General features: G+C 62.9%; 25 protein-coding genes. 19 read left to right on the top strand and 6 right to left on the bottom strand.

The window, feature by feature from the left end:
• Window positions 1-125 precede the first annotated feature (125 nt).
• On the top strand, window positions 126-866 hold the full coding sequence (locus tag NKJ81_RS01375) for a hypothetical protein (protein ID WP_352539387.1): 741 nt from the start codon (window positions 126-128) through the stop codon (window positions 864-866).
• Window positions 867-913: 47 nt separating this feature from the next.
• Here the strand turns inward: NKJ81_RS01375 and NKJ81_RS01370 are convergent, their stop codons facing one another.
• Window positions 914-1,288, bottom strand: coding sequence for a DUF2568 domain-containing protein (locus NKJ81_RS01370; RefSeq protein ID WP_352539386.1), 375 nt, complete (start codon window positions 1,286-1,288; stop codon window positions 914-916).
• A 199-nt stretch (window positions 1,289-1,487) separates the two neighbouring features.
• Between NKJ81_RS01370 and NKJ81_RS01365 the strand changes: the two genes are divergently transcribed.
• Genes NKJ81_RS01365 through NKJ81_RS01340 form a run of 6 tightly spaced genes read left to right on the top strand, consistent with a single transcriptional unit; the run spans window position 1,488 to window position 7,307 of the window.
• Window positions 1,488-2,741, top strand: coding sequence for a sarcosine oxidase subunit beta (locus NKJ81_RS01365; protein ID WP_352448264.1), 1,254 nt, complete (start codon window positions 1,488-1,490; stop codon window positions 2,739-2,741).
• A complete protein-coding gene (locus NKJ81_RS01360; RefSeq protein ID WP_352488693.1) occupies window positions 2,741-3,163 on the top strand; it encodes a hypothetical protein in 423 nt (140 codons plus the stop codon). Before NKJ81_RS01365 ends, NKJ81_RS01360 begins: the two co-directional genes overlap by 1 nt.
• Window positions 3,164-3,171: 8 nt before the next feature.
• Complete coding sequence (locus tag NKJ81_RS01355) at window positions 3,172-3,468, top strand: sarcosine oxidase subunit delta (RefSeq protein WP_023675338.1); 297 nt, start codon at window positions 3,172-3,174, stop codon at window positions 3,466-3,468.
• On the top strand, window positions 3,465-6,458 hold the full coding sequence (locus NKJ81_RS01350; RefSeq protein ID WP_352539385.1) for a sarcosine oxidase subunit alpha: 2,994 nt from the start codon (window positions 3,465-3,467) through the stop codon (window positions 6,456-6,458). The genes NKJ81_RS01355 and NKJ81_RS01350 overlap by 4 nt, the downstream gene beginning before the upstream one ends.
• Complete coding sequence (locus NKJ81_RS01345; RefSeq protein WP_352539384.1) at window positions 6,451-7,029, top strand: sarcosine oxidase subunit gamma; 579 nt, start codon at window positions 6,451-6,453, stop codon at window positions 7,027-7,029. The genes NKJ81_RS01350 and NKJ81_RS01345 overlap by 8 nt, the downstream gene beginning before the upstream one ends.
• Window positions 7,030-7,082: 53 nt before the next feature.
• Window positions 7,083-7,307 carry a hypothetical protein gene (locus NKJ81_RS01340; protein ID WP_352539383.1) on the top strand — a complete coding sequence of 75 codons (225 nt, stop codon included), beginning with the start codon at window positions 7,083-7,085 and terminating at the stop codon, window positions 7,305-7,307.
• Between the two features lie 101 nt (window positions 7,308-7,408).
• On the opposite strand, the gene NKJ81_RS01335 is transcribed toward NKJ81_RS01340, so the two are convergent.
• Both NKJ81_RS01335 and NKJ81_RS01330 read right to left on the bottom strand, forming a co-directional pair.
• Window positions 7,409-7,648, bottom strand: coding sequence for a DUF680 domain-containing protein (locus NKJ81_RS01335; protein ID WP_352539382.1), 240 nt, complete (start codon window positions 7,646-7,648; stop codon window positions 7,409-7,411).
• 177 nt (window positions 7,649-7,825) lie between these two features.
• The gene (locus tag NKJ81_RS01330) at window positions 7,826-8,467 is read right to left on the bottom strand and encodes a TetR/AcrR family transcriptional regulator (protein WP_352469491.1); all 642 of its coding nucleotides are present in this window, start codon (window positions 8,465-8,467) and stop codon (window positions 7,826-7,828) included.
• Window positions 8,468-8,656: 189 nt separating this feature from the next.
• Between NKJ81_RS01330 and NKJ81_RS01325 the strand changes: the two genes are divergently transcribed.
• Window positions 8,657-9,358 carry a hypothetical protein gene (locus tag NKJ81_RS01325; protein WP_352469493.1) on the top strand — a complete coding sequence of 234 codons (702 nt, stop codon included), beginning with the start codon at window positions 8,657-8,659 and terminating at the stop codon, window positions 9,356-9,358.
• A 41-nt stretch (window positions 9,359-9,399) separates the two neighbouring features.
• On the opposite strand, the gene NKJ81_RS01320 is transcribed toward NKJ81_RS01325, so the two are convergent.
• From NKJ81_RS01320 to NKJ81_RS01310, 3 genes are all read right to left on the bottom strand, one after another.
• Window positions 9,400-9,894, bottom strand: coding sequence for a MaoC family dehydratase (locus NKJ81_RS01320; RefSeq protein ID WP_031211357.1), 495 nt, complete (start codon window positions 9,892-9,894; stop codon window positions 9,400-9,402).
• A gap of 38 nt (window positions 9,895-9,932) precedes the next feature.
• Window positions 9,933-10,748 carry an SDR family oxidoreductase gene (locus NKJ81_RS01315; RefSeq protein ID WP_352539381.1) on the bottom strand — a complete coding sequence of 272 codons (816 nt, stop codon included), beginning with the start codon at window positions 10,746-10,748 and terminating at the stop codon, window positions 9,933-9,935.
• Between the two features lie 506 nt (window positions 10,749-11,254).
• On the bottom strand, window positions 11,255-12,082 hold the full coding sequence (locus NKJ81_RS01310) for a MurR/RpiR family transcriptional regulator (protein ID WP_352469495.1): 828 nt from the start codon (window positions 12,080-12,082) through the stop codon (window positions 11,255-11,257).
• Window positions 12,083-12,228: 146 nt separating this feature from the next.
• On the opposite strand from NKJ81_RS01310, the gene NKJ81_RS01305 reads away from it, so the two are divergent.
• From NKJ81_RS01305 to NKJ81_RS01255, 11 genes are all read left to right on the top strand, one after another.
• A complete protein-coding gene (locus NKJ81_RS01305) occupies window positions 12,229-13,053 on the top strand; it encodes an N-formylglutamate amidohydrolase (RefSeq protein WP_352539380.1) in 825 nt (274 codons plus the stop codon).
• A gap of 22 nt (window positions 13,054-13,075) precedes the next feature.
• Entirely contained in the window at window positions 13,076-14,638 is a 1,563-nt protein-coding gene (locus tag NKJ81_RS01300; protein ID WP_352539379.1) for an amino acid permease, read from the top strand.
• Between the two features lie 100 nt (window positions 14,639-14,738).
• Complete coding sequence (locus tag NKJ81_RS01295) at window positions 14,739-16,109, top strand: glutamine synthetase family protein (protein WP_352469498.1); 1,371 nt, start codon at window positions 14,739-14,741, stop codon at window positions 16,107-16,109.
• A 180-nt stretch (window positions 16,110-16,289) separates the two neighbouring features.
• The gene (locus NKJ81_RS01290; RefSeq protein WP_352539378.1) at window positions 16,290-17,678 is read left to right on the top strand and encodes an aldehyde dehydrogenase family protein; all 1,389 of its coding nucleotides are present in this window, start codon (window positions 16,290-16,292) and stop codon (window positions 17,676-17,678) included.
• A gap of 42 nt (window positions 17,679-17,720) precedes the next feature.
• Entirely contained in the window at window positions 17,721-18,206 is a 486-nt protein-coding gene (locus tag NKJ81_RS01285; RefSeq protein ID WP_352539377.1) for a DUF2569 domain-containing protein, read from the top strand.
• 38 nt (window positions 18,207-18,244) lie between these two features.
• Window positions 18,245-19,417 carry an iron-containing alcohol dehydrogenase gene (locus NKJ81_RS01280; protein WP_352469501.1) on the top strand — a complete coding sequence of 391 codons (1,173 nt, stop codon included), beginning with the start codon at window positions 18,245-18,247 and terminating at the stop codon, window positions 19,415-19,417.
• Between the two features lie 242 nt (window positions 19,418-19,659).
• Window positions 19,660-20,766, top strand: a complete 1,107-nt coding sequence (locus tag NKJ81_RS01275; protein ID WP_352539376.1) for an ABC transporter substrate-binding protein — start codon at window positions 19,660-19,662, stop codon at window positions 20,764-20,766.
• A gap of 64 nt (window positions 20,767-20,830) precedes the next feature.
• A complete protein-coding gene (locus NKJ81_RS01270) occupies window positions 20,831-21,745 on the top strand; it encodes an ABC transporter permease (RefSeq protein WP_023675356.1) in 915 nt (304 codons plus the stop codon).
• A complete protein-coding gene (locus NKJ81_RS01265) occupies window positions 21,742-22,533 on the top strand; it encodes an ABC transporter permease (protein ID WP_352539375.1) in 792 nt (263 codons plus the stop codon). The genes NKJ81_RS01270 and NKJ81_RS01265 overlap by 4 nt, the downstream gene beginning before the upstream one ends.
• A gap of 23 nt (window positions 22,534-22,556) precedes the next feature.
• On the top strand, window positions 22,557-23,621 hold the full coding sequence (locus NKJ81_RS01260) for an ABC transporter ATP-binding protein (protein WP_352539374.1): 1,065 nt from the start codon (window positions 22,557-22,559) through the stop codon (window positions 23,619-23,621).
• 162 nt (window positions 23,622-23,783) lie between these two features.
• The gene (locus tag NKJ81_RS01255; protein ID WP_352539373.1) at window positions 23,784-25,334 is read left to right on the top strand and encodes a cation:proton antiporter; all 1,551 of its coding nucleotides are present in this window, start codon (window positions 23,784-23,786) and stop codon (window positions 25,332-25,334) included.
• The last annotated feature ends 79 nt before the right edge of the window (window positions 25,335-25,413 follow it).

The raw sequence follows: 25,413 nt of genomic DNA, 5'->3' as shown, positions 1-25,413 counted from the left end.
GACCACCCGATACTTGCGCTGTTTTCAACAGCACTCCTTGACGTCCGTTGGCCACCAAGTTACGGATCGTCATCCAAAACTCGCGGGTGGACGCGCCACCCATTCCAATGACCCCCCAAGACATAATGATCAAGTTGTTGGCCCCCGGCTTCGAGGGCGACAGCGAGTTGACGATCGCCCTTCAATCGGAATTTGGCAAAGGCTTTCCCCTTGAAAACCTCCGGCCGCTGCTGACGTCCGGCAACCTTCATACACAGGCCGCTGCCGCGTACTTGGTGGCCGAAGCCAATTCCAAAATGAGTTACAAGATGAATTGCGTCGTCGCGGAGATCGCCGATCTGCTCGACAGTGAATCTTCGGGTATCCGGTTCGACGCGATCGAGGCGCTTCTGGGATGCACGACGCCGGCCGATGGAGCCGTTCTCGGTCGCCTCATGCTGCGGCTGGATGACGAACATGCCGGTGTGCGGTGGGGGGTCGTCCAGTTCATCTGCCTTGCGGAGCGCTGGCAGCTAAGGCTTGCGGTGGAAAATGCCGCTACCCTGCGTCCGGACTCGGCTTTCAAGACACTGGTCAATGCTTATGGTCAATATAACATGCCGAGCACCAAGGACCTGCCACGGTTGCTCGCGCATCCGGATGCCGTGTTGAGGCGCTTTGCTGCGGCAGTGGCTATCAGGCCGCGCCAGGTGATCATCGAGCGCTTCGTGGCCATGGTGGAGCAGTCAGACGATGCGGAAATTCGTAAAATCGCCGCCGATTGCCGTGAGGGTTATTTGCGGCCGATCTATGCAATCGGGCCGTCCATCCTGAAGCGTGCTCCGGCTGACCCGTCAAAAGGCGAAGCTCAGAACAGCGATCAGTGAAAGCACGGCGCAAAACGGCAAGCGCCGTCGCAAACGGTGCAAGGCGACTATTGCTTGAGCAGCCAGCCGAGCCGATCGAGCGAAAATGCGTAGCTGACGGCGATCAGCAGGGCGACGGCAATGCCGGCTGTCGTGTAACCGGCCAGGTGGAATCCCGCAGCGCCGCCGAACAGGATGACGAGCTCGAGTACCAGCCGCAAACCGCCCGGCACCGGAACCGGCGCCCGCCCCGACCGGCTCGGATCGTTCGGCACCGCGAACGTACCCCAGAGCGCGGCGGCAACGAACGGCAATGCCGCGGCAAGGGTCCAGCGCCACATGCCCGCTGAGAGGCTCCAGCCCGCCATGCCGAGGCCGAGCAAAGCGGCGAGTTCCAGCATGAAGCGCAATGTCAGATTCCACCAGACGTTAGCCACCGCCATAATCCTCCGATCGCCAGGCGACGGATAGTGATGGATGGCAATTGCATCAACCAGCCCGCATGCGGCTTTTTCACCACGGCGCAAAACGGCAAGCGCCGTCGCAAACAGTGCAAGGCTGGCAGCGCCGTTTCGCTAGTGATACAGCTCGCGCGCCGGGGTCGACCGATCCGCCCGGCCGCCATTTGCGAGGCCTGCGACGTTGAAGAAATACTCGGTATTCGCCATCGCCCGCGAGGCCATGCGCGGTCACAAGGGCTGGGAGGAACAATGGTCCTCACCGGAGCCGAAGAAGGAGTACGACGTCATCATCGTCGGCGCCGGTGGCCACGGCCTGGCCACCGCCTATTATCTCGCCACCGTGCACGGCGTCACCAACGTCGCGGTATTGGAAAAAGGCTGGCTCGGCGGCGGCAATACCGGCCGCAACACCACCATCATCCGTTCCAATTATCTCTATGACGAAAGCGCCGGCATCTACGACCATGCGCTGAAGCTGTGGGACGGGCTCAGCCAGGAGCTCAACTACAACGTCATGTATTCGCCGCGCGGCGTCATGATGCTCGCCCATAACATCCATGACATCCAGGTCCTGAAGCGGCACGTCCATGCCAACCGGCTGAACGGCATCGACAATGAATGGCTGACGCCGGAGCAGGCCAAGGAATTCTGCCCGCCGCTCAACATTTCGCGCAATGCGCGCTATCCGGTGATGGGCGCCTCCCTGCAGCGCCGCGGCGGCACGGCGCGGCACGATGCCGTCGCCTGGGGCTATGCGCGCGGCGCCTCGGCGCGCGGCGTCCACATCATCCAGAATTGCGAGGTCACCGGCGTCAAACGGGCGCCGAACGGCGCGGTCACCGGTGTCGAGACGACGCGCGGCTTCATCGGTGCCAGGAAGGTCGGCGTGGTTGCCGCCGGGCACTCATCGGTGATCATGAACATGGCTGGCGTGCGCATGCCGCTGGAAAGCTATCCGCTGCAGGCGCTGGTGTCGGAGCCGGTCAAGCCGGTGGTGCCTTGCGTGGTGATGTCGAACACCGTGCATGCCTATATCTCGCAGTCCGACAAGGGCGAACTGGTCATCGGCGCCGGCACCGACCAATATGTCTCCTATTCGCAGACCGGCGGGCTGCACATTTTGCAGCATACGCTGGACGCCATCTGCGAGATGTTCCCGATCTTCACGCGCATGAAGATGCTGCGCTCATGGGGCGGCATCGTCGACGTGACGCCGGACCGTTCGCCGATCCTAGCCAAGACGCCGGTGCCCGGCCTCTATGTCAATTGCGGCTGGGGCACAGGCGGCTTCAAGGCGACGCCGGGTTCGGGCCATGTCTTTGCCCATACGATCGCCAGAGACGATCCGCACCCGATCAACGCGCCCTTCACCATCGAGCGCTTCCGCACCGGCCGCCTCATCGACGAGGCGGCGGCGGCAGCGGTGGCGCACTGATGATGACCGAGATGGCCGTCGCCATGCCGCTGATGCTCGCCGGCGAGCAAGGCCTGTTCCATATCCCCACGCCAGAGGAGGTGCGCCTGCAGCCCATCAGCCGCGCCGGCAATGAAGCAGATTGGCCGTTTTCCGTCGACGAGGGTGTACTCGCCTGCACCTGGAGCGCCGGTCAGAGAGTGGTCACCTTTATGGAGAACCGGCCAGCCGATCTCGAGGAGGGCGAAAAATTCGAGCGGCGCTACGTCATCGTGACGACCGAACCGATGACGCTTTCGGTCGGCAATATGGCGTATCGCGACCTTTTCCGCCCGGTAGCCAGCATCGAGGAGCGCATCCGGCTGGTCGCGCCCTTCGTGACGATGGGCCAGAGGCTTTGCGACCAACCTGCCGGCGCTCGCGTCGGCCACGGCGAACTGTAGGACCAACCATGCTTCTCATCCGCTGCCCCTATTGCGAGGAAGAGCGTCCGGAGCTCGAATTCCGCAACGCCGGCGAGGCGCATATCGCGCGTTCCCCAAACATCGCCAGCGAGAGCGACGACGATTTTGAAAAGTTCTTCTTCATCCGCTCAAACCCCAAGGGGATCATCTATGAGCGCTGGCGGCACATGCATGGCTGCGCGCGGTTCTTCAACGCCGTGCGCGACACCGTCAGCGACAGGTTCCTGATGACCTACAAGGCCGGCGAGCCGAAGCCCGTAAAGCTGCCGGGAGCCGCCAAATGAGCGCCACGTTCCGCATTGCCGGCGCCGGGCGGCTCAAACAGGCAAAGATAGCTGGCTTCAGCTTCGACGGCCGCCCCTATACCGGCATCGAGGGCGATACGTTGGCCTCGGCGCTGCTTGCAAACGGCGTCCATCTCGTCGGCCGCTCGTTCAAGTACCACCGGCCGCGCGGCTTGCTGTCGGCCGGCGCCGAAGAGCCGAACGCGCTGGTCGAGATCAAGCGCGACGCGGCACGCAAGACGCCGAACGTGCGTGCCACGGTGCAGGAGCTCTATGACGGATTGACCGCACAGTCGCAGAACCGCTGGCCGTCGCTCGCTTTCGACGTCGGTGCCGTCAGCAGTATTGCCTCGCCGATGCTTTCGGCCGGCTTCTACTACAAGACCTTCATGTGGCCGAAGGCTGCGTGGAAAAACCTCTACGAACCCAAGATCCGCGCCGCCGCCGGTCTTGGCGTCGCTCCTGACCAGCCGGATCCCGACCACTATTCGGCGCGCTTCGCCCATTGCGAGGTGCTGGTGCTTGGCGGCGGTGCCGCGGGCATCGCCGCGGCATTGGCCGCGGCCGAGACCGGCGCGCGCGTCATCCTTGCCGACGAGCAGGCGGAATTCGGCGGCAGCCTGCGCTTCGAGAGCGGCGCGAAGATCGAAGGCCAGGACGGTTTTTCCTGGGCGCAATCGGCTCTCGCCAAGTTGAGCGCGATGGACAATGTCCGCGTGCTGCCGCGTACCACGGCCTTCGGCTATTACGCGCAGAATTTCGTCGGGCTGGTCGAGCGCGTCAGCGACCATCTGCAGAACCCCGGCCGCGACCTGCCGCGCGAGCGGCTGTGGCAGGTTCGCGCTAAACGCGTGGTACTGGCGACCGGCGCCATCGAGCGCCACATGGTGTTTGCCGACAACGACCGGCCGGGCATCATGCTGGCGTCGGCGGCGCGCACCTATCTCAACCATTACGGCGTCGCCGTCGGCAGGAATATCGGCGTCTATACGGCGAACGATTCCGCCTATGCGGCGGCGATCGACCTGAAAAAGGCCGGCATCAACGTGGCGGCGATCGTCGACCTGCGCGACAACCCGACCGGGCCGGCGATCGACGAGGCGAGGGCGCTCGGCATCGAGGTCAATTTCGGCCGCGCGGTGATCCGCGCCGGCGGCAAATTGCGGGTGTCGTCGATGACCGTGCAGCCGAAGAATGGCGGCGGCGAGCGCACCATCCCGGTTGACGCGATTCTGATGTCGGCCGGCTGGACGCCATCGGTGCATCTGTTCTCGCAATCGCGCGGCAAGGTCGCCTTCAATGACGAGACCAAGCGCTTCGTGCCCGGAATTTATGCGCAGGACTGCGTCTCGGTCGGCGCCTGCAACGGTACCGACGGGCTGTCGGCGACGATCGACGAGGCCTATGCAGCGGGCGCCAAGGCGGCCAAGGACGCCGGCAGCAGGCCGGCCAAGGGCTCCAAGCCGAAGGTCAACGCCGGCGAGAGCTGGTCGCGCGGCATGCTGGGTGCAGCACCCGGTGCCGGATCGGAGACGACGGTCAAGGCGTTTGTCGACTTCCAGAACGACGTCACCGCCAAGGACATCCGCCAGGCAGTGCACGAGGGCATGCGCTCGATCGAGCACGTCAAGCGCTTCACCACCAATGGCATGGCGACCGACCAGGGCAAGACCTCCAACATGCACGGCCTGGCGATTGCCGCCGAGACGTTGGGCAAGCCGATCCCGCAGGTCGGGCTGACGACGTTCCGCGCGCCCTATACGCCGGTGACATTCGGCTCGATCGTCGGCCACGCGCGGGGTCCCCTGTTCGACCCGACCCGCAAGACGGCGATCCATCCCTGGGCCGAGCGCCAGGGCGCTGTATTCGAGGATGTCGGCCAGTGGAAGCGCGCCTGGTATTTCCCGAAGCCGGGCGAGGACATACATGCCGCCGTCGACCGCGAATGCATAACGGTGCGCAAGACGGCCGGCCTGTTTGACGCCTCGACGCTGGGCAAGATCGAGGTGGTCGGGCCGGATGCGGCCAAATTCATGGAACTGCTCTACACCAATCCATGGGAGAAGCTCGAGCCCGGCCGCTGCCGGTACGGCATCATGCTGCGCGAGGACGGCTTCATCTATGACGACGGTGTCGTCGGCAGGCTTGCACCCGACCGTTTCCATGTGACGACGACGACGGGCGGCGCGCCGCGGGTCATGAACCATATGGAAGACTATCTCCAGACCGAGTTCCCGCATCTCAACGTCTGGCTGACCTCGATCACCGAGCAGTGGGCGGTGATTGCCGTGCAGGGACCGAAGTCTCGCGACATCATTGCGCCGCTGGTCGAGGGCATCGACATGTCGGATGAGGCGCTGCCGCATATGTCGGTGCGCGAAGGCAGGATCTGCGGCGTGCCGACAAGGCTGTTTCGCATGTCGTTCAGCGGTGAGCGCGGCTTCGAGGTCAACGTGCCGGCCGATTATGGCGAGGCGGTCTGGGAAGCGCTATGGGCCGAGGGCCAGAAGCACGGAGCCTGTGCCTACGGCACCGAGTCGATGCATGTGCTGCGCGCCGAAAAGGGCTACATCATCGTCGGCCAGGATACCGACGGGACGGTGACGCCGAACGATGCCGGGCTCGACTGGGCCGTCGGCAAGAAGAAGACCGATTTCGTCGGCATTCGCGGCATGGCGCGGCCGGACCTGGTCGCCAAGGGCCGCAAGCAGCTTGTCGGCCTGAAGACCAGGGATCCCAAGGTGGTGCTGGAGGAGGGCGCGCAGATCGTCGCGGACCCGAAGCAGGCAATCCCGATGAAGATGATTGGCCATGTCACCTCGAGCTATTGGTCGCAAAATTGCGGCCGCTCGATCGCGCTGGGGCTGGTCGCCGGCGGCCGCGATCGCACGGGCGAGACGCTCTATGTGCCGATGCCGGACGGGATGATCGAGGTGGAGGTCACCGGCATGGTGTTCTTCGACGAGAAGGGGGAGCGCCTCAATGGCTAAAGCCGCTTTGAAAACCGACGCCGCCGGACCCTCAGTCGAACGCCGTCCAGCTCTCGCCGGCCAGTCGCTTTCCGCCGCCGGCGTTACACTTGCCGTGCTGCCGCCGGCCGAGCGCATATCGCTGCGCGCGCCGGAAGCCTCGATTGCGGCACTTTCGAAAGCGCTCGGCGTCGTCCTGCCGCAAAGGCCGAAAACCTCGGCGGCAAAGGCCGGACGCACGGCCTTGTGGCTCGGGCCGGACGAATGGCTGGTCATCGACGAGAGCGGAAAAGATCCGCTCGCCGACTGCGCCAGCATTTCCGTACTGCATTCGGCGGTCGGCATCTCGCACCGCAACGTCGCCATATCGGTTACCGGTCCGGCTGCCGCGGCGACGATCAATGCCGGCTGCCCGCAGGATCTGTCGCTCGACGTCTTTCCGGTCGGGGCGGCGTCGCGTACCATTCTCGGCAAGGTCGAAATCGTGCTGTTGCGCACGGCGGCCGACGCGTTCCGCGTCGAATGCTGGCGTTCCTTTTCCGATTATGTCTTTACTTTTCTGTCGGAGGCGGCGCGCGACGCAGCAGCATAGGCATGTTCGCCGCGCCCGCCCGTTCTGCGACAGCGAGCCGAGGGAGAACGCAAATGCCGCCGAACTCCGCGCCGAAGTCGCCGGTCAAGACGCCGGCCGTGCGCTCTTTCGAAGACGAGCAGCGCACTGGGACGGATATCGAAGAGGAACTCGAGGAAGGCCTCGAGGATACATTCCCGGCCAGCGATCCGGTATCGATCACCGGAACGGCCATTCCCGGCGCACCGGCAAGACCCGGCAAGCCCAAAAGGGTGGTGGGACAGAAGCGCAAGAAGTGATCTGCGCGGGGTGACAAAAAGCAGGGCTGAGGCAGCACGATGGGCGGCCGGTAATTGCTGCCGCCCTTTCGGTTCATCACCGCGTGTTGTCGCCCGTCGGCTCAGAAGCTGCTTGGCACGATCCACGGGTCGATGCCGATGCCGAGCCTCGGGCCCTTGCTGCCGGCCTTGTGGGCCGCGGCATCGGCGTTTTCAAGCGATCCGGTCGGCGCGCAATCGAGCTTCACATCAGCCTTGGTGTCGATGCAGGCCGCTTCTTGCTTGCCTGTCTGACTGCTGCCGGCAAATGCGGCGCCAGAGAGCGCCAGCAGGGCGGCGAGCGTGAGGATTGCCTTCTTCATCGTCGGTCTCCGGTTCAGCTATTGAATTTCTCGTACTTGTACGGTATTGCGTACAGATACGCCCTGGACTCCCGATGTTCAAGCAGAATCGTACGCGTACGGAGAATTGCCGAACGCTCGGCGCTGTGGCGCGGATCGTTCGGAGAAGATCCTGCAGATCGGGAGGAGCGCCGCTCTTCAGCAGTTGACGGGCGGCGTGAGCGGCGCAATCTCGTGCGCGGCGATGGCTTCGAGCATGATGTCGCCGATCCGTGTGATGAACGTCGTCTGGTCGCCGAACGGGTAGAACGGGAAGGTGATCAGCAGCGAGATGGCGCCGTGGCCGACCGCCCACAGCATGGTGGCGATGGCGCGTGGATCGCCTTTGAGCCTGCCGGCGGCAACGCAGGCTTCGACCCTCTCGATCAGCACTTTCATCGCCGGGTTGCCGCCTTCCATCTCGGCAAAGGTCTTGCCGGTCGGCGGCTTGACTTTTTCGGTCATGAACACGGTGCGGTACTCGTTGGGATTTTCCAGCCCGAAGGCGGCGTATTCGACAAGCACCGCCTTGAGCGCCTCGATCGGGTCGTCGGCCGTATGATTTGCGATGCGCCTGGCCAGGGTCTCGAAGGCATCCTCGGCCAGCGCGAACAGGATGTCCTGCTTGTCGGCGAAATAGGAATAGACCGACATCGGCGCATAGCCGACGCGCTTGGCGAGCTTGCGGATGGTGAGGCCGTCATAGCCTTCTTCCTGGACAAGCTTGTGCGCGGCGTCGACAAGTTCGGAACGCAGTTCGGCCTTTTGTTTTTCGCGGCGCTCCTGGACGCTTAGCTGCAACTTTCTACTGCCTTATGACTGATGCTGGATGCAGCATATATACGCTGTACGGCGTCGGGCAAGGGCGGTGTGAAGCAGAGGCTTGACCTCACAAAACGATGTAACCAGGCAATAAAGCCGGCAACATCGGACTGTTACAGACAAAGACTAATTCGCGGCTCTGCAAAAATTTCGTTTCGGGAGGCCGTTATGACCGGAACTGAGCTTTCGTCCGGCGTGCCGGACGTGGACCCGCTTTCTCATCGCGCCAGGATGGCGCTCAGGCGCGTCGTCATGGTCGCATGGCTGGCGATCGCGCTCGGCTTCGCCATGGAAGCTCTCATTCTGACCGTCAGATTTGCGGCAGGTGCCTACCCGGCGACGACGCAGGTTCTGATCGAACTGGCGCAAGGCGTGACCTGGTCGTTCTTCGTCTGCGCGGGCGTCAGCCTCGGCACGGCGCTCACCAAGGTGCGAGCCTCGCTCGGTGGCCTGATCGGTGCGATTTCGGCGCCACTGGCGATGGGCATCGCCAAAGGGACGCAAAAGGTTATGGTCAGCGCGCTGGACGCGGCGGCAAAGCCGGCCATCCTGTCGCTCACGACGCTCGGTGTGCTGCGGGCTATCGAATACGGGCTGCTCGGCTGGGCACTGGCGTCGCTGGCATCGAAGGAAGAACCGCGTCCGCTCCATTTCGCGCTGGCAGGCGCCCTGATAGGCGCGGTATTCGGCGGCGGCATCACGGTGCTGACCATCGAGACGGCCGCGGCGAACGACGCTGCTCTCGCAATGCCACAGGCGATCGCAACCGGCCTCAACGAGATCGTGTTCCCAATCGGTTGTTCACTGGTCGTCTACATTGCGCTGCAGGTCAGCCGCCACATGAAGTACGTCGCGGCCGAAGCCAAATAGATTTGGCACAGATAGATTCGGGCTTCTCCGCCCGACGAGAGTCAGACCGCTTCCGGCTGGCGTTCGATCAGCGTCAGCGTCAGCCAGCGCGCGGTCAGCGCCGGTTTCTTCGAGCCCTCGATCTCGATCGTCACGTCGTGCGCCGTCTGCACCCACCCCGACGGCCTGACCTTGACGTCGGCCAGCACGAAACGGGTGCGGATGCGCGAGCCGGTCTTCACCGGCGCCAGGAAGCGCAGCGAATCGAAGCCATGATTGACGCCCATCTTGCTGTTTTCCAGCGGCGGCATGGTTTCGAAGGTCATCGCCGACAACAGCGAAAGCGACAGGAAGCCATGCGCGATGGTGCCGCCGAACGGTGTTTCGCGGCTGGCGCGTTCCGGATCGCAATGGATGAACTGATGGTCGTCGGTGGCATCGGCGAACTGGTCGATCATGCGCTGGGTGACGACCCGCCATGGCGACACGCCGACTTCCTTGCCGACGTTGGCCAGAAGCACATCGAGACTGATCGGTTCCACGCTGATGTCCTCCATCTTCACCCCCGGCATTTCGTTGCCGGATGGCGTGCGTCTCATTCCTTGAACAATGTCAGCCCGTGTTGCACCGACTGCCCGCCATCGATCGGCAGGATGGCGCCGGTGACATAGCTGCCGGCCCGGCTGCACAAATAGAGCGTTGCGCCGGCAATGTCATCCGGTGCGCCGATGCGGCCGATCGGAACGTGGTTGCCGATGTGTCTTGCCTGGTCCTCGGTGCCGGTGGCGAAGGCCGTCATCCGGCTCTGGAAAGGGCCAGGCGCAAAGGCGTTGACGGTGATGCGGCGGGCGGCGAACTCGATTGCCAGGATGCGCGTCAGGTGGTGAACCGCGGCCTTCGAGGCCGAGTAGGAGTAGGCATCTTCGGCCAAAGGCTGCGTGCCCATCACCGATCCGAGGTTGATCACCCGGGCCGGGTCGGCATCGCTGGCGGCGGCCTCGAGCAGAGGCAGCAATTCGCGCGTCAGGTGGAAGACCGCGGTGACGTTGACGCCGAACACCTTGGCCCAGGCATGGTAGGGAAAGCTTTCCAGCGGCGCGCCCCAGGAGATGCCGGCATTGTTGACCAGGATATGCAGCCGCTCGGTCCGCGCCCTGACCTCGGCCACAAGCGCCGCAATGCCGGCCTCGCTGGAGACGTCGCCGGCAAAACCTTCCGCCCGGCCGGATGCGCCAAGTCCGTTCAACTCGCCGGCAACCTTGGCGCAGTCCTCGCCCTTGCGCGAGGCAATCATCACCGAGGCGCCAGCCATGACCAGAGCGGTCGCCGCCATGCGGCCGATGCCGGTCGCGGCGCCGGTGACCAGCGCCGTCTTGCGGGCGACTGAGAACAGCTCGTCCAGATAGCTCATCGAATTCCTCCGCGCAGTTCACCGCGCTTTGGTTCAAGGAAGCGGCTTCACGTCGACAAGGTTAGCCGAACTTCGATCATGCTTGCCATGGGTAAAGTAGCTGGAGTGGGGCACGCTTAGCGGCTGAATGGTTAAGCCCGAAATGCAAGGTGGTCATTCGGCCGTGACATGGGTCGGATGAATGATGCGGCCGTGCCCGTTAGCGAGCACCTTGGTAAGCGGTTCATTTCGCACGTGAACCAGTCGTCATTACTCCTCCGCCCAAGCCGCAGGCGGGTCTTGAGGAGTTGGGAGGTGGCCGAGCAGTGGGGCGGGACTGATATTCGCAGTCGTGGACGGGGACTATGCTGTCGGGGGGAAAGCCATGGGTAAGAAACAACGCACCGTCCTGCTGGCAGCGGTGGTTGCGACTGTCTTTGGCGTCCTTTTGCTGATCCTGATCCTGCAGATGATCAGTTTTCTAGTGGACTAGACCGAAGCGAAAGGCGTGCCTTTCCGGAGGAGCTCTACCGCAGGCTTTCCAGTTCGCGGATGCGTTTGGCGCCGTCGGCTTCGAGCTGCCTTGTGACCGCGCCGATCAGGGCTTCGGCAACGACGAAAAGCGCGGCGGATGAGTCCCAGGCCGAAGGCACGGCGGTGCGCCCGGCGATGACATGGCGGGCGAAGCGGGCGATCGGCGACAGCCACTGGTCGGTAAACAGCACGATCTGCACGCCGCGCTGGTTGGCCGTCTCGGCGAAACGGACCAAGCTGTCCTGGTAGCGCCTGATGTCGAAGATCACCAGCACGTCGCGCTTGCCCATGTCGATCAGTCGGTCGCGCCAGACGCTTTCCTGCCCGCCGAGGTGAAAAACGTTGGGCTGGATGATGGCGAGGTGGGCGGCCATGTAGCGCGCCAGCGGGTCGGTGAAGCGGCCACCGATCAGGAATGTCTTGCCGCGCCGGTCGGCTAGCTTGGCGACGATGTCGGCAAGCTGCTTGTCCGAGAGGTGCCGGAATGTCTCGCGCATGTTGTCGAGGGTCGCCTCCAGCATCGGCGACACGGCGCTGCTGCCCTGGGAGGGGGGATTGAGCGTGCGCGAAGCCGGCGACTGCAATTGCGCCGCCAGTTCGTCTTGCAGCGCCGACTGGAATTCCGGATAGTTCTGGAAGCCGAGCCGGGCGACGAAACGCAGGATCGTGGGCGATGATACGCCGGCCGTAGCCGAGAATTCGGCGACCGTCTTCAGCCCGATCAGCGGATAGCTGGCGATCAGCGCTTGCGCTGCGCGCCGCTCGCCGGCCGGCATGGTGCCGATGCGGTCGGAGATCAGTTCGGCAATGCTCGAAACCATGCTTTTTCCCCACCCTGGCCGTGCCGTTAGCGCATTATCGAAATCGCGTTTGACAAAGCCGGCCAAACTGTATGAAATCATCCGCAGGGACGCAATGAGGCAAAATACGTAACATACGATACAGCGCTCCCCGGGGACAGCAGACAATGGAGACAGCACGGCCCGCCAGCCTTGCATCGCCTGAAACCGTAAGGGTGACGAACCCCGGCGGATCAAGCCCTTTCGTGCTGACCTGCGACCACGCCTCCAATTTCCTGCCACCGGAATTCGGAACGCTCGGCCTTGCCGCCGAGGAACTTTCCCGCCACATCGCCTGGGATCCCGGCGCCTTGCCGGTGGCGCGCCGGATGGCCGAGGTGCTTGATGCGACGCTGGTCGAGACCTGCGTCTCGCGGCTCGTCATCGACTGCAACCGGCCGATCGACGCGCCGGACCTGATAGTGACGGTCAGCGCCAGCGAAAAAACCGTGGTCCCGGCCAACCAGGGGCTTTCCGCCGACCAGCGGCAGGCGCGCATCGCTCTGGCGTGGCGGCCGTTTCACGAGAGGATCGCTGCAATCATCGACGAACGCCAGGCGGCCGAGCGAGAAACCAGACTGGTCTCGATCCATTCCTTCACGCCGGTATACAAGGGCAAGAGCCGGCCCTGGCACATAGGCATCATCCATGACGAGGATGGTCGGTTGGCGGCGCCGCTGATCGCGGCGCTGAAGCGGCTCGCCGGCGTCACGGTCGGCGTCAATGAACCCTATTCGCCGGCCGACCGCGTCTATTTCACACTGGAACGCCATGCCCGCTCGCGCGGGCTGGCCTGCGCAATGATTGAAATCCGCAACGACGAGATCGCCGGCGCAGCCGGGCAGCGGAAATGGGCGGATCTGCTCGCAGGTATTTTTCTCAATCTGGAGCCCGAAGCGGCCAAGGCCTCCAGACCAAGCGCAGTCGGAAAGTCAGTTCAATCGGCCAGCTAAGAAACCAAAAGGGGACTTTAAAATGGTAGCACCGGGTTACAGCGAAGTTGACAAGAAGGAGGACCTGAAAGTTCTCCACGGAATGGGCTATGCTCAGGAACTGTCGCGAAGCATGAGCCGCTTCTCGAATTTCGCGATCTCGTTCTCGATCATCTGCATCCTCTCAGGCGGCATCAATTCCTTCGCGCAAGCGACGTCGTCCATCGGTGGCGCCGGCGCTGGCATCGGCTGGATCGTCGGGTGCATGGTTTCGGGATTTTTCGCGCTCGCCATGGCCCAGATCGCCTCTGCATTTCCGACCGCCGGCGGCCTCTATCACTGGGCATCCATCCTAGGGAACCGTTTCACTGGCTGGCTCACCGCATGGCTCAATCTGCTCGGCCTGATCACCGTGCTCGGCGCCATCAACATCGGCACTGCTTTCTTCTTCGTCGGAACGTTCGGGAGCTGGTTCGGCATTACCGGTACTCCGGGCGAGATTGTCGGATTTGTTGCCGTCATCACCGCAATCCAGGCGCTCTGTAATCACTTCGGCATCAAGCTGACCGCCATGCTGACTGACGCTTCCGGCTTCCTGATCCTTGGCGCAACAGCTGTGCTGATCATTGCCTGCCTGGTGTTTGCGCCCGCAATCGACATCACGCGGCTGTGGACCTTCACCAACTATTCGGGTGATGCCGGCGGCGGTGTCTTCCCACAGTCGGATTCCATGAGCTACCTGTTCCTGCTCTGCCTGCTGCTGCCGGTCTACACCATCACCGGATATGATGCGTCGGCGCATACTTCGGAAGAAACGCTGAAGGCAGCGCATTCCGTTCCGCGGGCGATCATTTCGTCCGTGCTCTGGTCGTCGCTTATCGGCTGGGCGATGGTCTGCGCGATCGTTCTGGCAATTCCGGACTTGGCGGCAGGCGCCAAGCAGGGCTGGAGCGTATTCTTCTCGACAATGGATGCAATCCTACCGGGCTGGCTGAAAGAACTGCTCTATCTGGCAATCCTGATCTCGCAGTTCCTCTGCGGCCTCGCCACGGTGACCTCGGCCTCGCGCATGCTGTTTGCGTTCTCTCGCGACGGCGGCATGCCGGTCGGTTCGGCCGGGCTCGCCAAAGTCAGCCCAACCTGGCGCACGCCGGTCAATGCCATCTGGACCGCTGCGATCCTCGAGATCATCTATGTCTTTCTTGCCCAGTTCATTTCGATCGGCGGCACCAACATCTACACCATCGTTGTCAATTCGACGCTGGTGTTCCTGTTCCTGTCCTTCACCATTCCGATCGCGCTCGGCATGACGGCTTTCGGAACGGCGAAATGGCCGAATCCCGGCCCATGGAATCTCGGCGCCGGCCTGTTCAAGCTGTTTTGCATCCTGTCGATCATCGGCATGGCGATCATCTTCTACATCGCCATCCAGCCCCCGAACGACAAGGTGCTCTATATCACCCTGGGCTTCATCGTGCTGACCGCGGTGCTTTGGTTCGGTTTCGAGAACCGCCGCTTCCAGGGTCCGCCCATCGGCGACCAGATCGCGAAGCGCCAGGCGGCGATCAAGGCAGCCGAGATAGCTGTCGGCGAGGCCGGCGCCTGACGCTCTCTGATGAGCATGGCCGGCATCGTGCCGGCCATGGGTTTCCGTTTCCTTTTCAAAGTGACAAGCCCGAAACGACAAGCGCTGGAGTGCCAAAGGAATGGCCGGAAATTTCTCGTTCGATCAGTTGAAGCAAGCGGTCTCCAGCGGCGAGGTCGACACGGTGCTGGCCTGCATCGTCGATATGCAGGGGCGGCTCGCGGGAAAGCGGTTCCTGGCCCGTTATTTCGTCGATTCCGCGCATGACGAGACGCATGGCTGTAACTATCTCTTGGCGGCAGACATCGATATGGAACCGGTGCCCGGCTACAAGGCGGCGAGCTGGTCGAAGGGTTATGGCGATTTCGTCATGAAGCCGGACCTTGCGACGCTGCGGCTCGTTCCGTGGCTGGAGAAGACGGCGCTGGTGATCTGCGACGTGCTCGACCACCATACCCATGACGACCTGGCGCATTCGCCGCGCGCCATGCTGAAGAAGCAGGTCAAGCGGCTGCAGGATCGCGGCTATATCGGCTATTTCGCTTCCGAGCTCGAATTCTATCTGTTCAGCGAAACCTACGATTCCGCCCGCAAGAAGCACTGGCAGGGCCTCGAGACGGCATCGCCCTACATCGGCGACTACCAGATCGGCATCACCACCAAGGAAGAAGGCGTCATGCGCCGGCTGCGCAACGAGATGGAGGCGGCCGGCATCCCGATCGAGAATTCGAAGGGCGAGTGGGGGCCAGGCCAGGAAGAGATCAATGTCCGCTACGCCGAGGCGCTCGACATGGCCGACCGCCACGTCATCCTGAAGAACGGCGCCAAGGAAATCGCCGAGTCCGAAGGCAAGGCGATCTCGTTCATGGCCAAGTACAATTACGGGCTCGCCGGCAATTCCAGCCACATCCATAATTCGCTGTGGAGCGCCGACGGCAAGACGCCGTTGTTCTACGACAAAAATGCCGAGTGGACGCTGTCGACACTCGGCCAGCAATGGGCGGCCGGGCAGCTCAAATATGCCAAGGAATTCACCTGGTTCCTGGCGCCCTACATCAACTCCTACAAGCGCTTCCAGGCCGGCACCTTTGCGCCGACCAAGATCATGTGGAGCGAGGACAACCGCACCGCCGGTTTCCGTCTTTGCGGCGAGGGCACCAAGGGCATCCGCATGGAATGCCGCATCGGCGGCGCCGATTTGAACCCCTATCTGGCTTTCGCCGCGCTGATCGCGGCCGGGCTTGCCGGCATCGATGAAAAGCTTGAGCTGCAGAAGCCCTTCGTCGGTGATGCCTACCAGGCCTCGCAGCTGCCTGAAATTCCAAAGACATTGCGCGACGCCACCGCGACGCTGGCGGAATCGAAAATGCTGAGGCAAGCGCTCGGCGACGATGTGCTGGAACATTACGTCCACACGGCACACTGGGAACAGTTCGAGTACGACCGCCGGATTACGGACTGGGAACTGCACAGGGGGTTCGAGCGGTATTGAATAATCTGGCAACGTTGGCGCCGCTCCTCACCCTCAGCCTCTCCCGTGAAGAACGGGGGAGAGGGGGCCCGGCGCTGAGCTTGTCCCTTCTCCCCGTCAGTATACGGGAAAAGGTGCCGGCAGGCGGATGAGGGGCGGCGCTAACCAACGACATTATTGTAGAATGCGAGGACCCAAGGCATGACCGAAACGGTCAAGATAAAATCCCCCGTCGACGGTTCGATCTATGCCGAACGGCCTCTTGCCACCGACCAGGCGATCGGTGCCGCGGTCGAACGTGCCAAGGCGGCGCAGGAGAAGTGGGCTGAGACGCCGGTCATCGAGCGCGGCAAATACATGCTTGCCATGCTGGAAGCGCTGGTCGCCATGACCGACGAGATCGTGCCGGAGATCGCCTGGCAGATGGGCCGGCCGGTGCGCTATGGCGGCGAGTTCGGCGGCGTCAGGGAACGCGTCAGCTACATGGTCGAGATCGCCGAGGCGGCCCTGAAGCCGGTCATGGCCTCCAATCCGAAGGACGGCTTTCGCCGCTATGTGAAGAAGGTGCCACTCGGCGTGGTCATGGTGATCGCGCCGTGGAACTATCCCTATCTCACCGCCGTCAACACCATCGTGCCGGCGCTGATGGCGGGCAGCGCTGTCATCCTCAAGCATGCGGCACAGACATTGTTGGTCGGCGAACGTTTTCAGCAGGCGTTCGACAGAGCAGGCCTGCCCAAGGGCCTGTTCCAGAACCTCGTCCTGAACCACGCGCAGACCGAAAGGCTGCTCGGCTCCGGCAAGATCGACCATGTCAACTTCACCGGCTCGGTCGCCGGCGGCCGCGCCATCGAGAAGGCGGCGGCGGGCACCTTCATGACGCTCGGCCTCGAACTCGGCGGCAAGGATCCGGCCTATGTGCTGCCGGACGCAAAGATGGACCATGCCGTTGCCAATCTGGTCGACGGCGCTTTCTACAATTCCGGCCAGTGCTGCTGCGGCATCGAGCGCGTCTATGTGCATGAGACGGTCTACGATGAATTCGTCGAGGGCTTCATTGCCGAGACCAGGAACTACGTCGTCGGCAATCCGCTCGACCAGGCGACCACCATGGGGCCGATGGCGCAGGCGCGCTTCGCCGACCTGATCCGCGAGCAGAAGGCCGAGGCGTTGCGCAAGGGCGCCAGGGCGCACATCGATATGAAGGTGGCCAACGACAGGCAAGGTTCCCCCTATCTGACGCCGGAAGTGCTGACCCAGGTCGACCACCAGATGAGCGTCATGCGCGAGGAAAGCTTTGGCCCGATCGTCGGCATCATGAAGGTGCGCAACGACGAGGAGGCGATCGCGCTGATGAACGACAGCCCCTATGGGCTGACGGCCTCGATCTGGACGCACGACATTGAGCATGCGGCGGCGATCGGCGATCGTGTCGAGACCGGCACCGTGTTCATGAACCGCTGCGACTATCTCGACCCGGCGCTGGTCTGGACCGGCGTCAAGGACACCGGCAAGGGCGCGGCACTGTCGGCCATCGGCTACGACAATCTGACCAGGCCGAAATCATACCATCTGCGCGAGGTGATCTAAGGTGGCGATCGACAGGCATGCGATCGCTGTTGAGGGGGAGTAATGGCGGATACACAACAATCGGCGCTGCCAGATGGTGAGGGTCCCGAGGGTATCGGCGGATGGCTTGTCCTGCCGATGCTCGGGTTGATGCTCACGCCGATACTGGGGTTGGTACAACTGCACAATACCGACTATCTCGGCTTCGACTGGCAGGCCTTCAGTTTTTCTCAAGGTGCGCTGCTCGTTGCCGAACTGGTGACAGCAGGCGTTCTAAGCCTTACAGCCCCGGTCCTGTTATTGTTCTTCATGTTCAAGCGCTGGGAGATATTCCCGGGCTGGTACATGATTTGGGCAGTCGCGATGCCGGTATATGCCATCCTCGACCCATGGGCTGCGCATCTGGTTTTTCGCGAGAGCTTTCCAACCTTGGCTGATGCGTTCGACAGCGAAACGATGCGCGGAATTTACCGTTCCGTCTGGGCCGCAGCCATCTGGATTCCGTACATGATACGGTCAGACCGTGTGGCCAATACCTTTGTGAATTGACGACATCCGAGAGCACGAAAGCAGTCAAGAAGGTCGAAATGACAAAACTCGTTTCCAAATGGAATTACCCGACGACCGTCCGCTTCGGCGCCGGACGCATCAAGGAGCTGCCGGAGGTGCTGGCGGCGACCGGCATCAAGCGGCCGCTGTTCGTCACCGATCCGGGACTGGCCAGGCTGCCGGTGGTGGCCTCGACGCTGAAGATCCTCGACGACGCCAAGGTGCCATATGGCGTATTTTCCGAGGTCAAGCCGAACCCGGTGGATTCCAACCTGACCGCCGGCATTGCCGTGTTCAAGAAGGGCAAGCATGACGGCGTCATTGCCTTTGGCGGCGGCTCGGCGCTCGACCTCGGCAAGCTGATCGCCTTCCAGGCCGGGCAGACCCGGCCGGTCTGGGATTTCGAGGATGTCGGCGACTGGTGGACACGCGCCGATGCCGATGCGATCGCGCCGATCATCGCCGTGCCGACCACGGCCGGCACCGGCTCGGAAGTCGGCCGCGCCGGCGTCATCACTAATGAAGCGACCCATACCAAGAAGGTCATCTTCCATCCAAAGCTTTTGCCGGCGATCGTCATTGCCGATCCGGAGCTGTCGGTCGGTATGCCGGGCTTCATCACCGCCGGCACCGGCATGGATGCGCTCGCTCACTGTCTCGAAGCCTATTGCGCGCCGGGCTATCACCCGATGGCCGACGGCATCGCCGTGGAAGGCATAAGGCTGGTCTTCGAAAACCTGCCGAAAGCCTATGCCAACGGCAAAGATCTGGTCGCCCGCGCCAACATGATGAGCGCCGCTGCCATGGGAGCGGCCGCCTTCCAGAAAGGGCTTGGAGCGATTCATTCGCTGTCGCATCCGATCGGCGCGCTCTACGATAGCCACCACGGCATGACCAACGCCGTGTTCATGCCCTACGTGCTGGCCTTCAACCGCGAGGCGATCGAGCCGCGCATCGCCCGGCTTGCCGCCTATTGCGGCATCAAGGGCGGCTTCGACGGTTTTGCCAAGGCGATCATCAAGCTGCGCAAGGAGCTCAAGGTGCCGCATGCGCTGCCCGGCCTGATCAAGGGGCTCGACATGGACAAGAAGCGCAAGGGCCTGATTGCCGACATGGCGGTGGTCGATCCGACCGCCGGCGGCAACCCGGTCAAGCTGACCAAGAAGGCGGCGCTGACGCTGCTCGAAAACGCCATCGCCGGCACCGTCTGAGACAATTTTCGCATCGGAAATCGACTTGAGAAAAGAGGCAAAGGAAAGGGGGAAAGATGAAAGGCAAGATCGAAACTAGTTAGCCGGAAAAAGAATCGCGAAGCGATTGCTACAGCCGGTTAAAAAGAGTTTACTTTTTCATACTGCGGGGCATCGCTTTCACAAAGCTTTCATCTGGCTGTCACACGAAAACGATACCGCATCGCAGGCGTCCAACGGCGTCAGTTCAACGGAGAGAACACATGTTCAAATTCACGGGAAAACTGCTTTCCCTTTCGGCCGTCGCCCTGATGGCGACCTCTGCCATCTCGTCGGCCCAGTCCATGGATGAACTGGTCGCCGCAGCCAAAGCTGAAGGCCAGCTCACCACCATCGCGCTGCCGCATGACTGGTGCGGCTACGGCGCGGTCATCGACGGCTTCAAGGCAAAATATCCGGGGATCACCGTCAACGAGCTCAACCCCGATGCCGGCTCCGGCGACGAGGTCGAGGCGATCAAGGCCAACAAGGACAACAAGGGCCCGCAAGCGCCCGACGTCATCGACGTCGGCCTGAGCTTCGGCCCGACCGCCAAGAAGGATGGCCTGATCCAGGCTTATAAAGTATCAACCTGGGACTCGATCCCGGACAGCGCCAAGGATGCCGAAGGCTTTTGGACCGGCGACTATTACGGCGTGCTTTCGTTTCTGGTGAACAAGGACCTGGTCAAGGAAGCGCCGGCCGACTGGGCCGACTTGCTGAAGCCGGAATTCGCCAATACCGTGGCGCTCGCCGGCGACCCGCGTGCTTCGAACCAGGCCATCCAGGCAGTCTATGCCGCCGGGCTTTCCGGCGGTGCGGCTGCCGGCGAAGCCGCCGGCACGGCTGGTCTCGACTTCTTCAAGAAGCTCAACGCCGCCGGCAATTTCGTGCCGGTCATCGGCAAGCCCGCGACGCTTGCTCAAGGCCAGACGCCAATCCTGGTAACCTGGGATTACAACGCGCTTGCCGGCCGTGATACGCTGAAGGGCAATCCGCCGGTCGACGTCGTCGTGCCGAAGACCGGTGTCGTCGCCGGCGTCTATGTTCAGGCGATCAGCGCCTATGCGCCGCACCCGAATGCTGCCAAGCTGTGGCTGGAATATCTCTATTCCGACGAAGGCCAGGTCGGCTGGCTGAAGGGCTATTGTCACCCGATCCGCTTCAACGACCTCGCCAAGAATGGCAAGCTCCCGGCTGACGTGATGGCCAAGCTGCCGCCGGCCGAGTCCTATGCAGCCGCGGTGTTCCCGACGCTCGACGAGCAGGGCAAGGCCAAGGAAGCCATCACCAAGAACTGGGATGCCGTCGTCGGCGCCAACGTCAAGTAAGACTTGAGATCAGCCGGGCGGCTTAGATGGCCGCCCGGCATACCTCCAGGACGGTAGCCGGCGCATGACCGATATCTCGTTGTCCGATCACGCTGTTGCCGGGAAGACCGCGCCTCCTGCCGACGCCCGCAGCATGCGGCTGCCGACGCAATGGCTTGGCGTTGCGCCTTTCTTCATCTTCGCCATCATGTTCCTGATCCTGCCGACGCTCTATCTGATGCTGGGCGCATTCCGGAACGATGCCGGCGAATTCACTTTCGAAAACATAGCGGCCTTGGCGCAGCCGTCGATCGTTGCCGCCTACTGGATCTCAATCAAGGTCAGCCTCGCCTCGTCGCTGATCGGTGCTTTCGCGGGACTTGCCATTGCCATCGCCATCGTGCGCGGCGGGCTGCCGGAGTGGATACGCTCGGCGACACTGACCTTTTCCGGCGTGGCCTCCAATTTTGCCGGCGTGCCGCTGGCCTTCGCCTTTCTCGCGACGCTCGGCCGGCTCGGGCTCGCCACGGTGCTGCTCAACGTCTTGGTCGGCTTCAACATTTATGCCCATGGTTTCAACATCCTGTCGTTCTGGGGCCTGACGCTGACCTATGTCTATTTCCAGATCCCGCTGATGGTGGTGATCATCGTGCCGGCGATCGATGGGCTGAAGAAGGAATGGGGCGAAGCGGCGGCAACGCTTGGCGCGACCCAGGCGCAGTTCTGGCGCATGGTCGTCATTCCGGTGATCTGGCCAAGTTTCCTCGGCACCGTCATCCTCTTGTTCGCCAACGCCTTCGGTGCCATCGCCACCGCTTACGCTCTGACCGGCTCCTCGCTTAACATCGTCCCTATCCTGCTCTACGCGCAGATCCGCGGTGACGTGCTGCACAATGCCCATCTCGGCTACGCCATCGCCTTTGGCATGATCGTCATCACTGGGCTGGCCAATGTCTTCTACATCTGGTTCCGGACGCGCTCTGAGAGGTGGCTCAAATGAAGTCCGGCAGATTCTGGGCCTGGATCGTCTTCGCGCTGGGCGCGGCCTATTTCTTCATTCCGCTGATCGCGACCGTGGAATTCTCCATGCGCATGCGGCGCGGCGCGTATTCCTTCGATGCCTATCAGGTCGTGCTCGGCGATCCCCGCTTCCAGGCGACCTTCATCTATTCGGTGGTCGCCGCCATCTTCACCATCGTCCTTGGCGTGCTGGTGGTGGTGCCGGCGGCGTACTGGATTCGTCTGCGGCTGCCGCAGATCAGGCCCGTCGTCGAGTTCATCACGCTGCTGCCGCTGGTCATTCCGGCCATCGTTATCGTCTTCGGCTACATCAGAATGTACGGGTCGAACTCACCGCTGCCGTTCCTGGCCAGCGAGACAGGAGCCAATGCCTTGCTGGTCATCGGTTATGCGACACTGGCGCTGCCCTATATGTATCGTGCCGTCGACACCGGGCTTCGCACAATCGACGTACGGACACTGACCGAGGCGGCGCAGATCCTCGGCGCCGGCTGGGGCACGATCATCACTCGGGTCATCCTGCCCAACGTGCTGATCGCGGTGCTGTCGGGCGCCTTCCTGACCTTCGCCATCGTCATCGGCGAATTCACCATGGCCAGCCTGCTCAACCGGCCTGCTTTCGGACCCTATCTGCAGAACGTCGGCGCCAATCGCGCCTATGAGCCGGCGGCGCTTGCCATCATCGCCTTTGCCATTACCTGGGGCTGCATGTCGCTGATCCAGATCCTGTCGCGCTTCGCTCCGCGATCGGCGAACAGCCCGAACTGATCGAAAAGCCGAAAGAAAAAGCCATGGCCGAGCCATTCCTCTCAATCCAGCAGGTGCGAAAATCCTTCGGCGCCGCCATTGTGGTGCAGGATTTCAACCTCGACGTCGAGCCGGGCGAATTCGTCTCCTTCCTTGGCCCGTCGGGCTGCGGCAAGACGACGGTGCTGCGCATGGTCGCCGGTTTCGAGGAGCCATCCGCCGGCAAGATTGTCGTGGCCGGCAAGGACGTCACCCGGCTCAAGCCCAACCAGCGCAACATCGGCATGGTGTTCCAGGCCTATGCGCTGTTTCCGAACCTCACCGTGGCGCAGAATATCGGCTTCGGGCTGAAGGTCGCCGGTATGCCGAAGGCCGATGCCGACAGGCGCGTTGCCGAGATGCTCGACATCATCAAGCTGCCGCAGATGGGCGACCGCTATCCCTACCAACTGTCCGGCGGCCAGCAGCAGCGCATCGCGCTGGCGCGGGCGATTGCGCCCAAGCCGAAACTGCTGCTGCTCGACGAGCCGCTGTCGGCGCTCGATGCCAAGGTGCGCGTGTCGCTGCGCGAGGAAATCCGCTCGATCCAGAAGAAGCTCGGCATCACCACCATCTTCGTCACCCACGACCAGGAAGAGGCGCTGTCGATCTCCGACCGCATCGCCGTCATGTATGGCGGCAAGGCCGAGCAGGTCGGCACGCCGTTCGAGATCTACAACCGGCCGGCAACCAAATTCGTCGCCAATTTCGTCGGCACGCTGAACGTGCTCGAAGGCACGGTCACCGACGCCGCTTCGGGCAAGGTGCGCGTCAACTCGCAAGAGGTCTCGCTCAAGGGCAAGCTCAACGGCTCGAAATCCGGCGACAGGCTGTCGCTGGCGTTGCGGCCCGAGGCGATCTCGCTCGGCCGACACCCCGGCCGCGATTCCAGCCTTTGGGGCGAAATCGCCGAGGTGCATTTCCTCGGCTCGGTCATCCGGGTTCGCGTCGGCATCGGCGGCAGCACGGTCTCGCTCGACACGTTCAACAGTCCGGCCACACCGCCGCCGGCCGTCGGCGAAAAGGCCGAGATTTCGTTCTCGTCGGGCGACATGCTGGTGCTGCATTAGGAGAAGAGTGAATAGTGAACAGTGAATAGTAAGAATGCGCTTTACGCGCCGAAATTCCTCTGCACGCAGCCATTCACCATTCACCATTCACCATTCACCAGCAGCCAAAGCCGTCGTCGTTTTTGCAGTGCCAATCGCCCGGCTTCACCGCTACGATAAGGCATGGCGCTTTTTGAACTCACCCTTGTCCTGCTTCTCATCGCGGTCGCCCTGACCGCGCTGTCGCGGCGTCTGCAGATTCCCTATCCGTCATTGCTGGCGCTGGCCGGCGCCGGCATCGCCTTCCTGCCGTTTGCCCCGACCATCGAGATCGACCCGGGGCTGGCGCTCGCTCTGTTCATCGCGCCGGTTCTGCTCGACGCGGCCTATGACACGTCGCTGCGCGATCTCAACCGCTACAAGGTTTCGCTCATCCTGCTGGCGCTTGGCGCCGTCATCTTCACCACCGTGACGGTCGCGCTGGTCGGCTGGACGATGGCAGGCTTGCCCATCGCCGCCGCCATAGCGCTCGGCGCGATCGTAGCGCCGCCCGATGCGGTGGCGGCGGCGGCCGTGCTCGGACAGTTCAAGGTGCCGCACCGCATCACCGCCATCCTGGAAGGCGAGAGCCTTCTCAACGACGCCACGGCGCTGCTGATCTACAGGATGTCGGTTTCCGCAGCCGCCGGCACCATCCTGTTGAGCAGTGCCGTTCCAATGATCCTGCTGTCGACGGTCGGCAGCCTTGCCGCAGGCTATGTGCTCGGCCGGTTGTCTCTCGCCATACTCGGCCGCATCGACGACCCGGCGAGCGGCACCGTGGTGCAATTCGCCTCAACCTTCGGCGTCTGGATCCTGGCCGACAGGATAGGGCTTTCCGCCATCATCACAATCGTCGTCTATGCCATGACGATCGCACGTACATCGCCGCGCCGCATGCCGGCAAGGAATCGTGTCAGTTCCTACTCGGTCTGGGAGACGGCGGTGTTCGTGCTCAACGTGCTGGCCTTCGTTCTGATGGGCCTGCAAGCGCGGTCCATCGTCGGTCGACTTGCCGAGCAAGGACAAAGCGAGGCGTTCGTCTTTGCCCTGGCTGTGCTGGCCGTCGTCATCGTATCGCGGCTCGTCTGGGTTCTGGGCTGCGGCGCGATCCTCAGAGCGCTGGCACGTCTGGGCGACGAAGACAGGCGGAAGGATGCACCGACATTCCGCGGCGGCGTGCTCATCGGCTGGTGCGGCATGCGCGGCCTGGTGACGCTTGCGGCAGCCTTCGCCTTGCCGGCCGACTTTCCGGGCCGTGATCCGATCGTGCTCGCCGCTTTCACGGTCGTGCTCGGCACATTGGTGCTGCAAGGCGTCAGCCTGAAACCGTTGCTGCTTCTGCTCAATCTCGACCTCGACCGGACGGTCGACCGGGAGGTGGCGCAGGCGCGCGTCGCCATCATGCAGGCGGCGCTGGACGTGCTCAGCGGCAAGACATCGAGCGCGGCCGGGGCGGTGCGAGAGCAATATGCCGCCCAGCGCGCCATCGCCGAAAACCCCGAGGATGCCCAGGCGGCGACCGAGTATGACAGATTGCGTCTCTACGCCATCAAGAGCCAGCGCGATGCGCTGGAGCGTTTGCGCATCGACGGAACGATCGGCGACGAAGCCTACCACCGCCTTGAGGAAGAAATCGACTGGTCGGAACTGGCAGCATCCCCGCCCGGTCGGTTCCAGCCGCTGACCACTTAGCATCTGGCCCAAGCTCCCTCCGCCCGGCTGCACATTGCAAGGCTGTCAGCGAACGGCTACTGCCAGCAGGAAACTGAGC

Origin of the sequence: Mesorhizobium sp. M0018 (assembly GCF_040323955.1) — a bacterium.
GTDB lineage: Bacteria > Pseudomonadota > Alphaproteobacteria > Rhizobiales > Rhizobiaceae > Mesorhizobium.
This window is presented reverse-complemented; position numbering and strand designations above follow the sequence as displayed.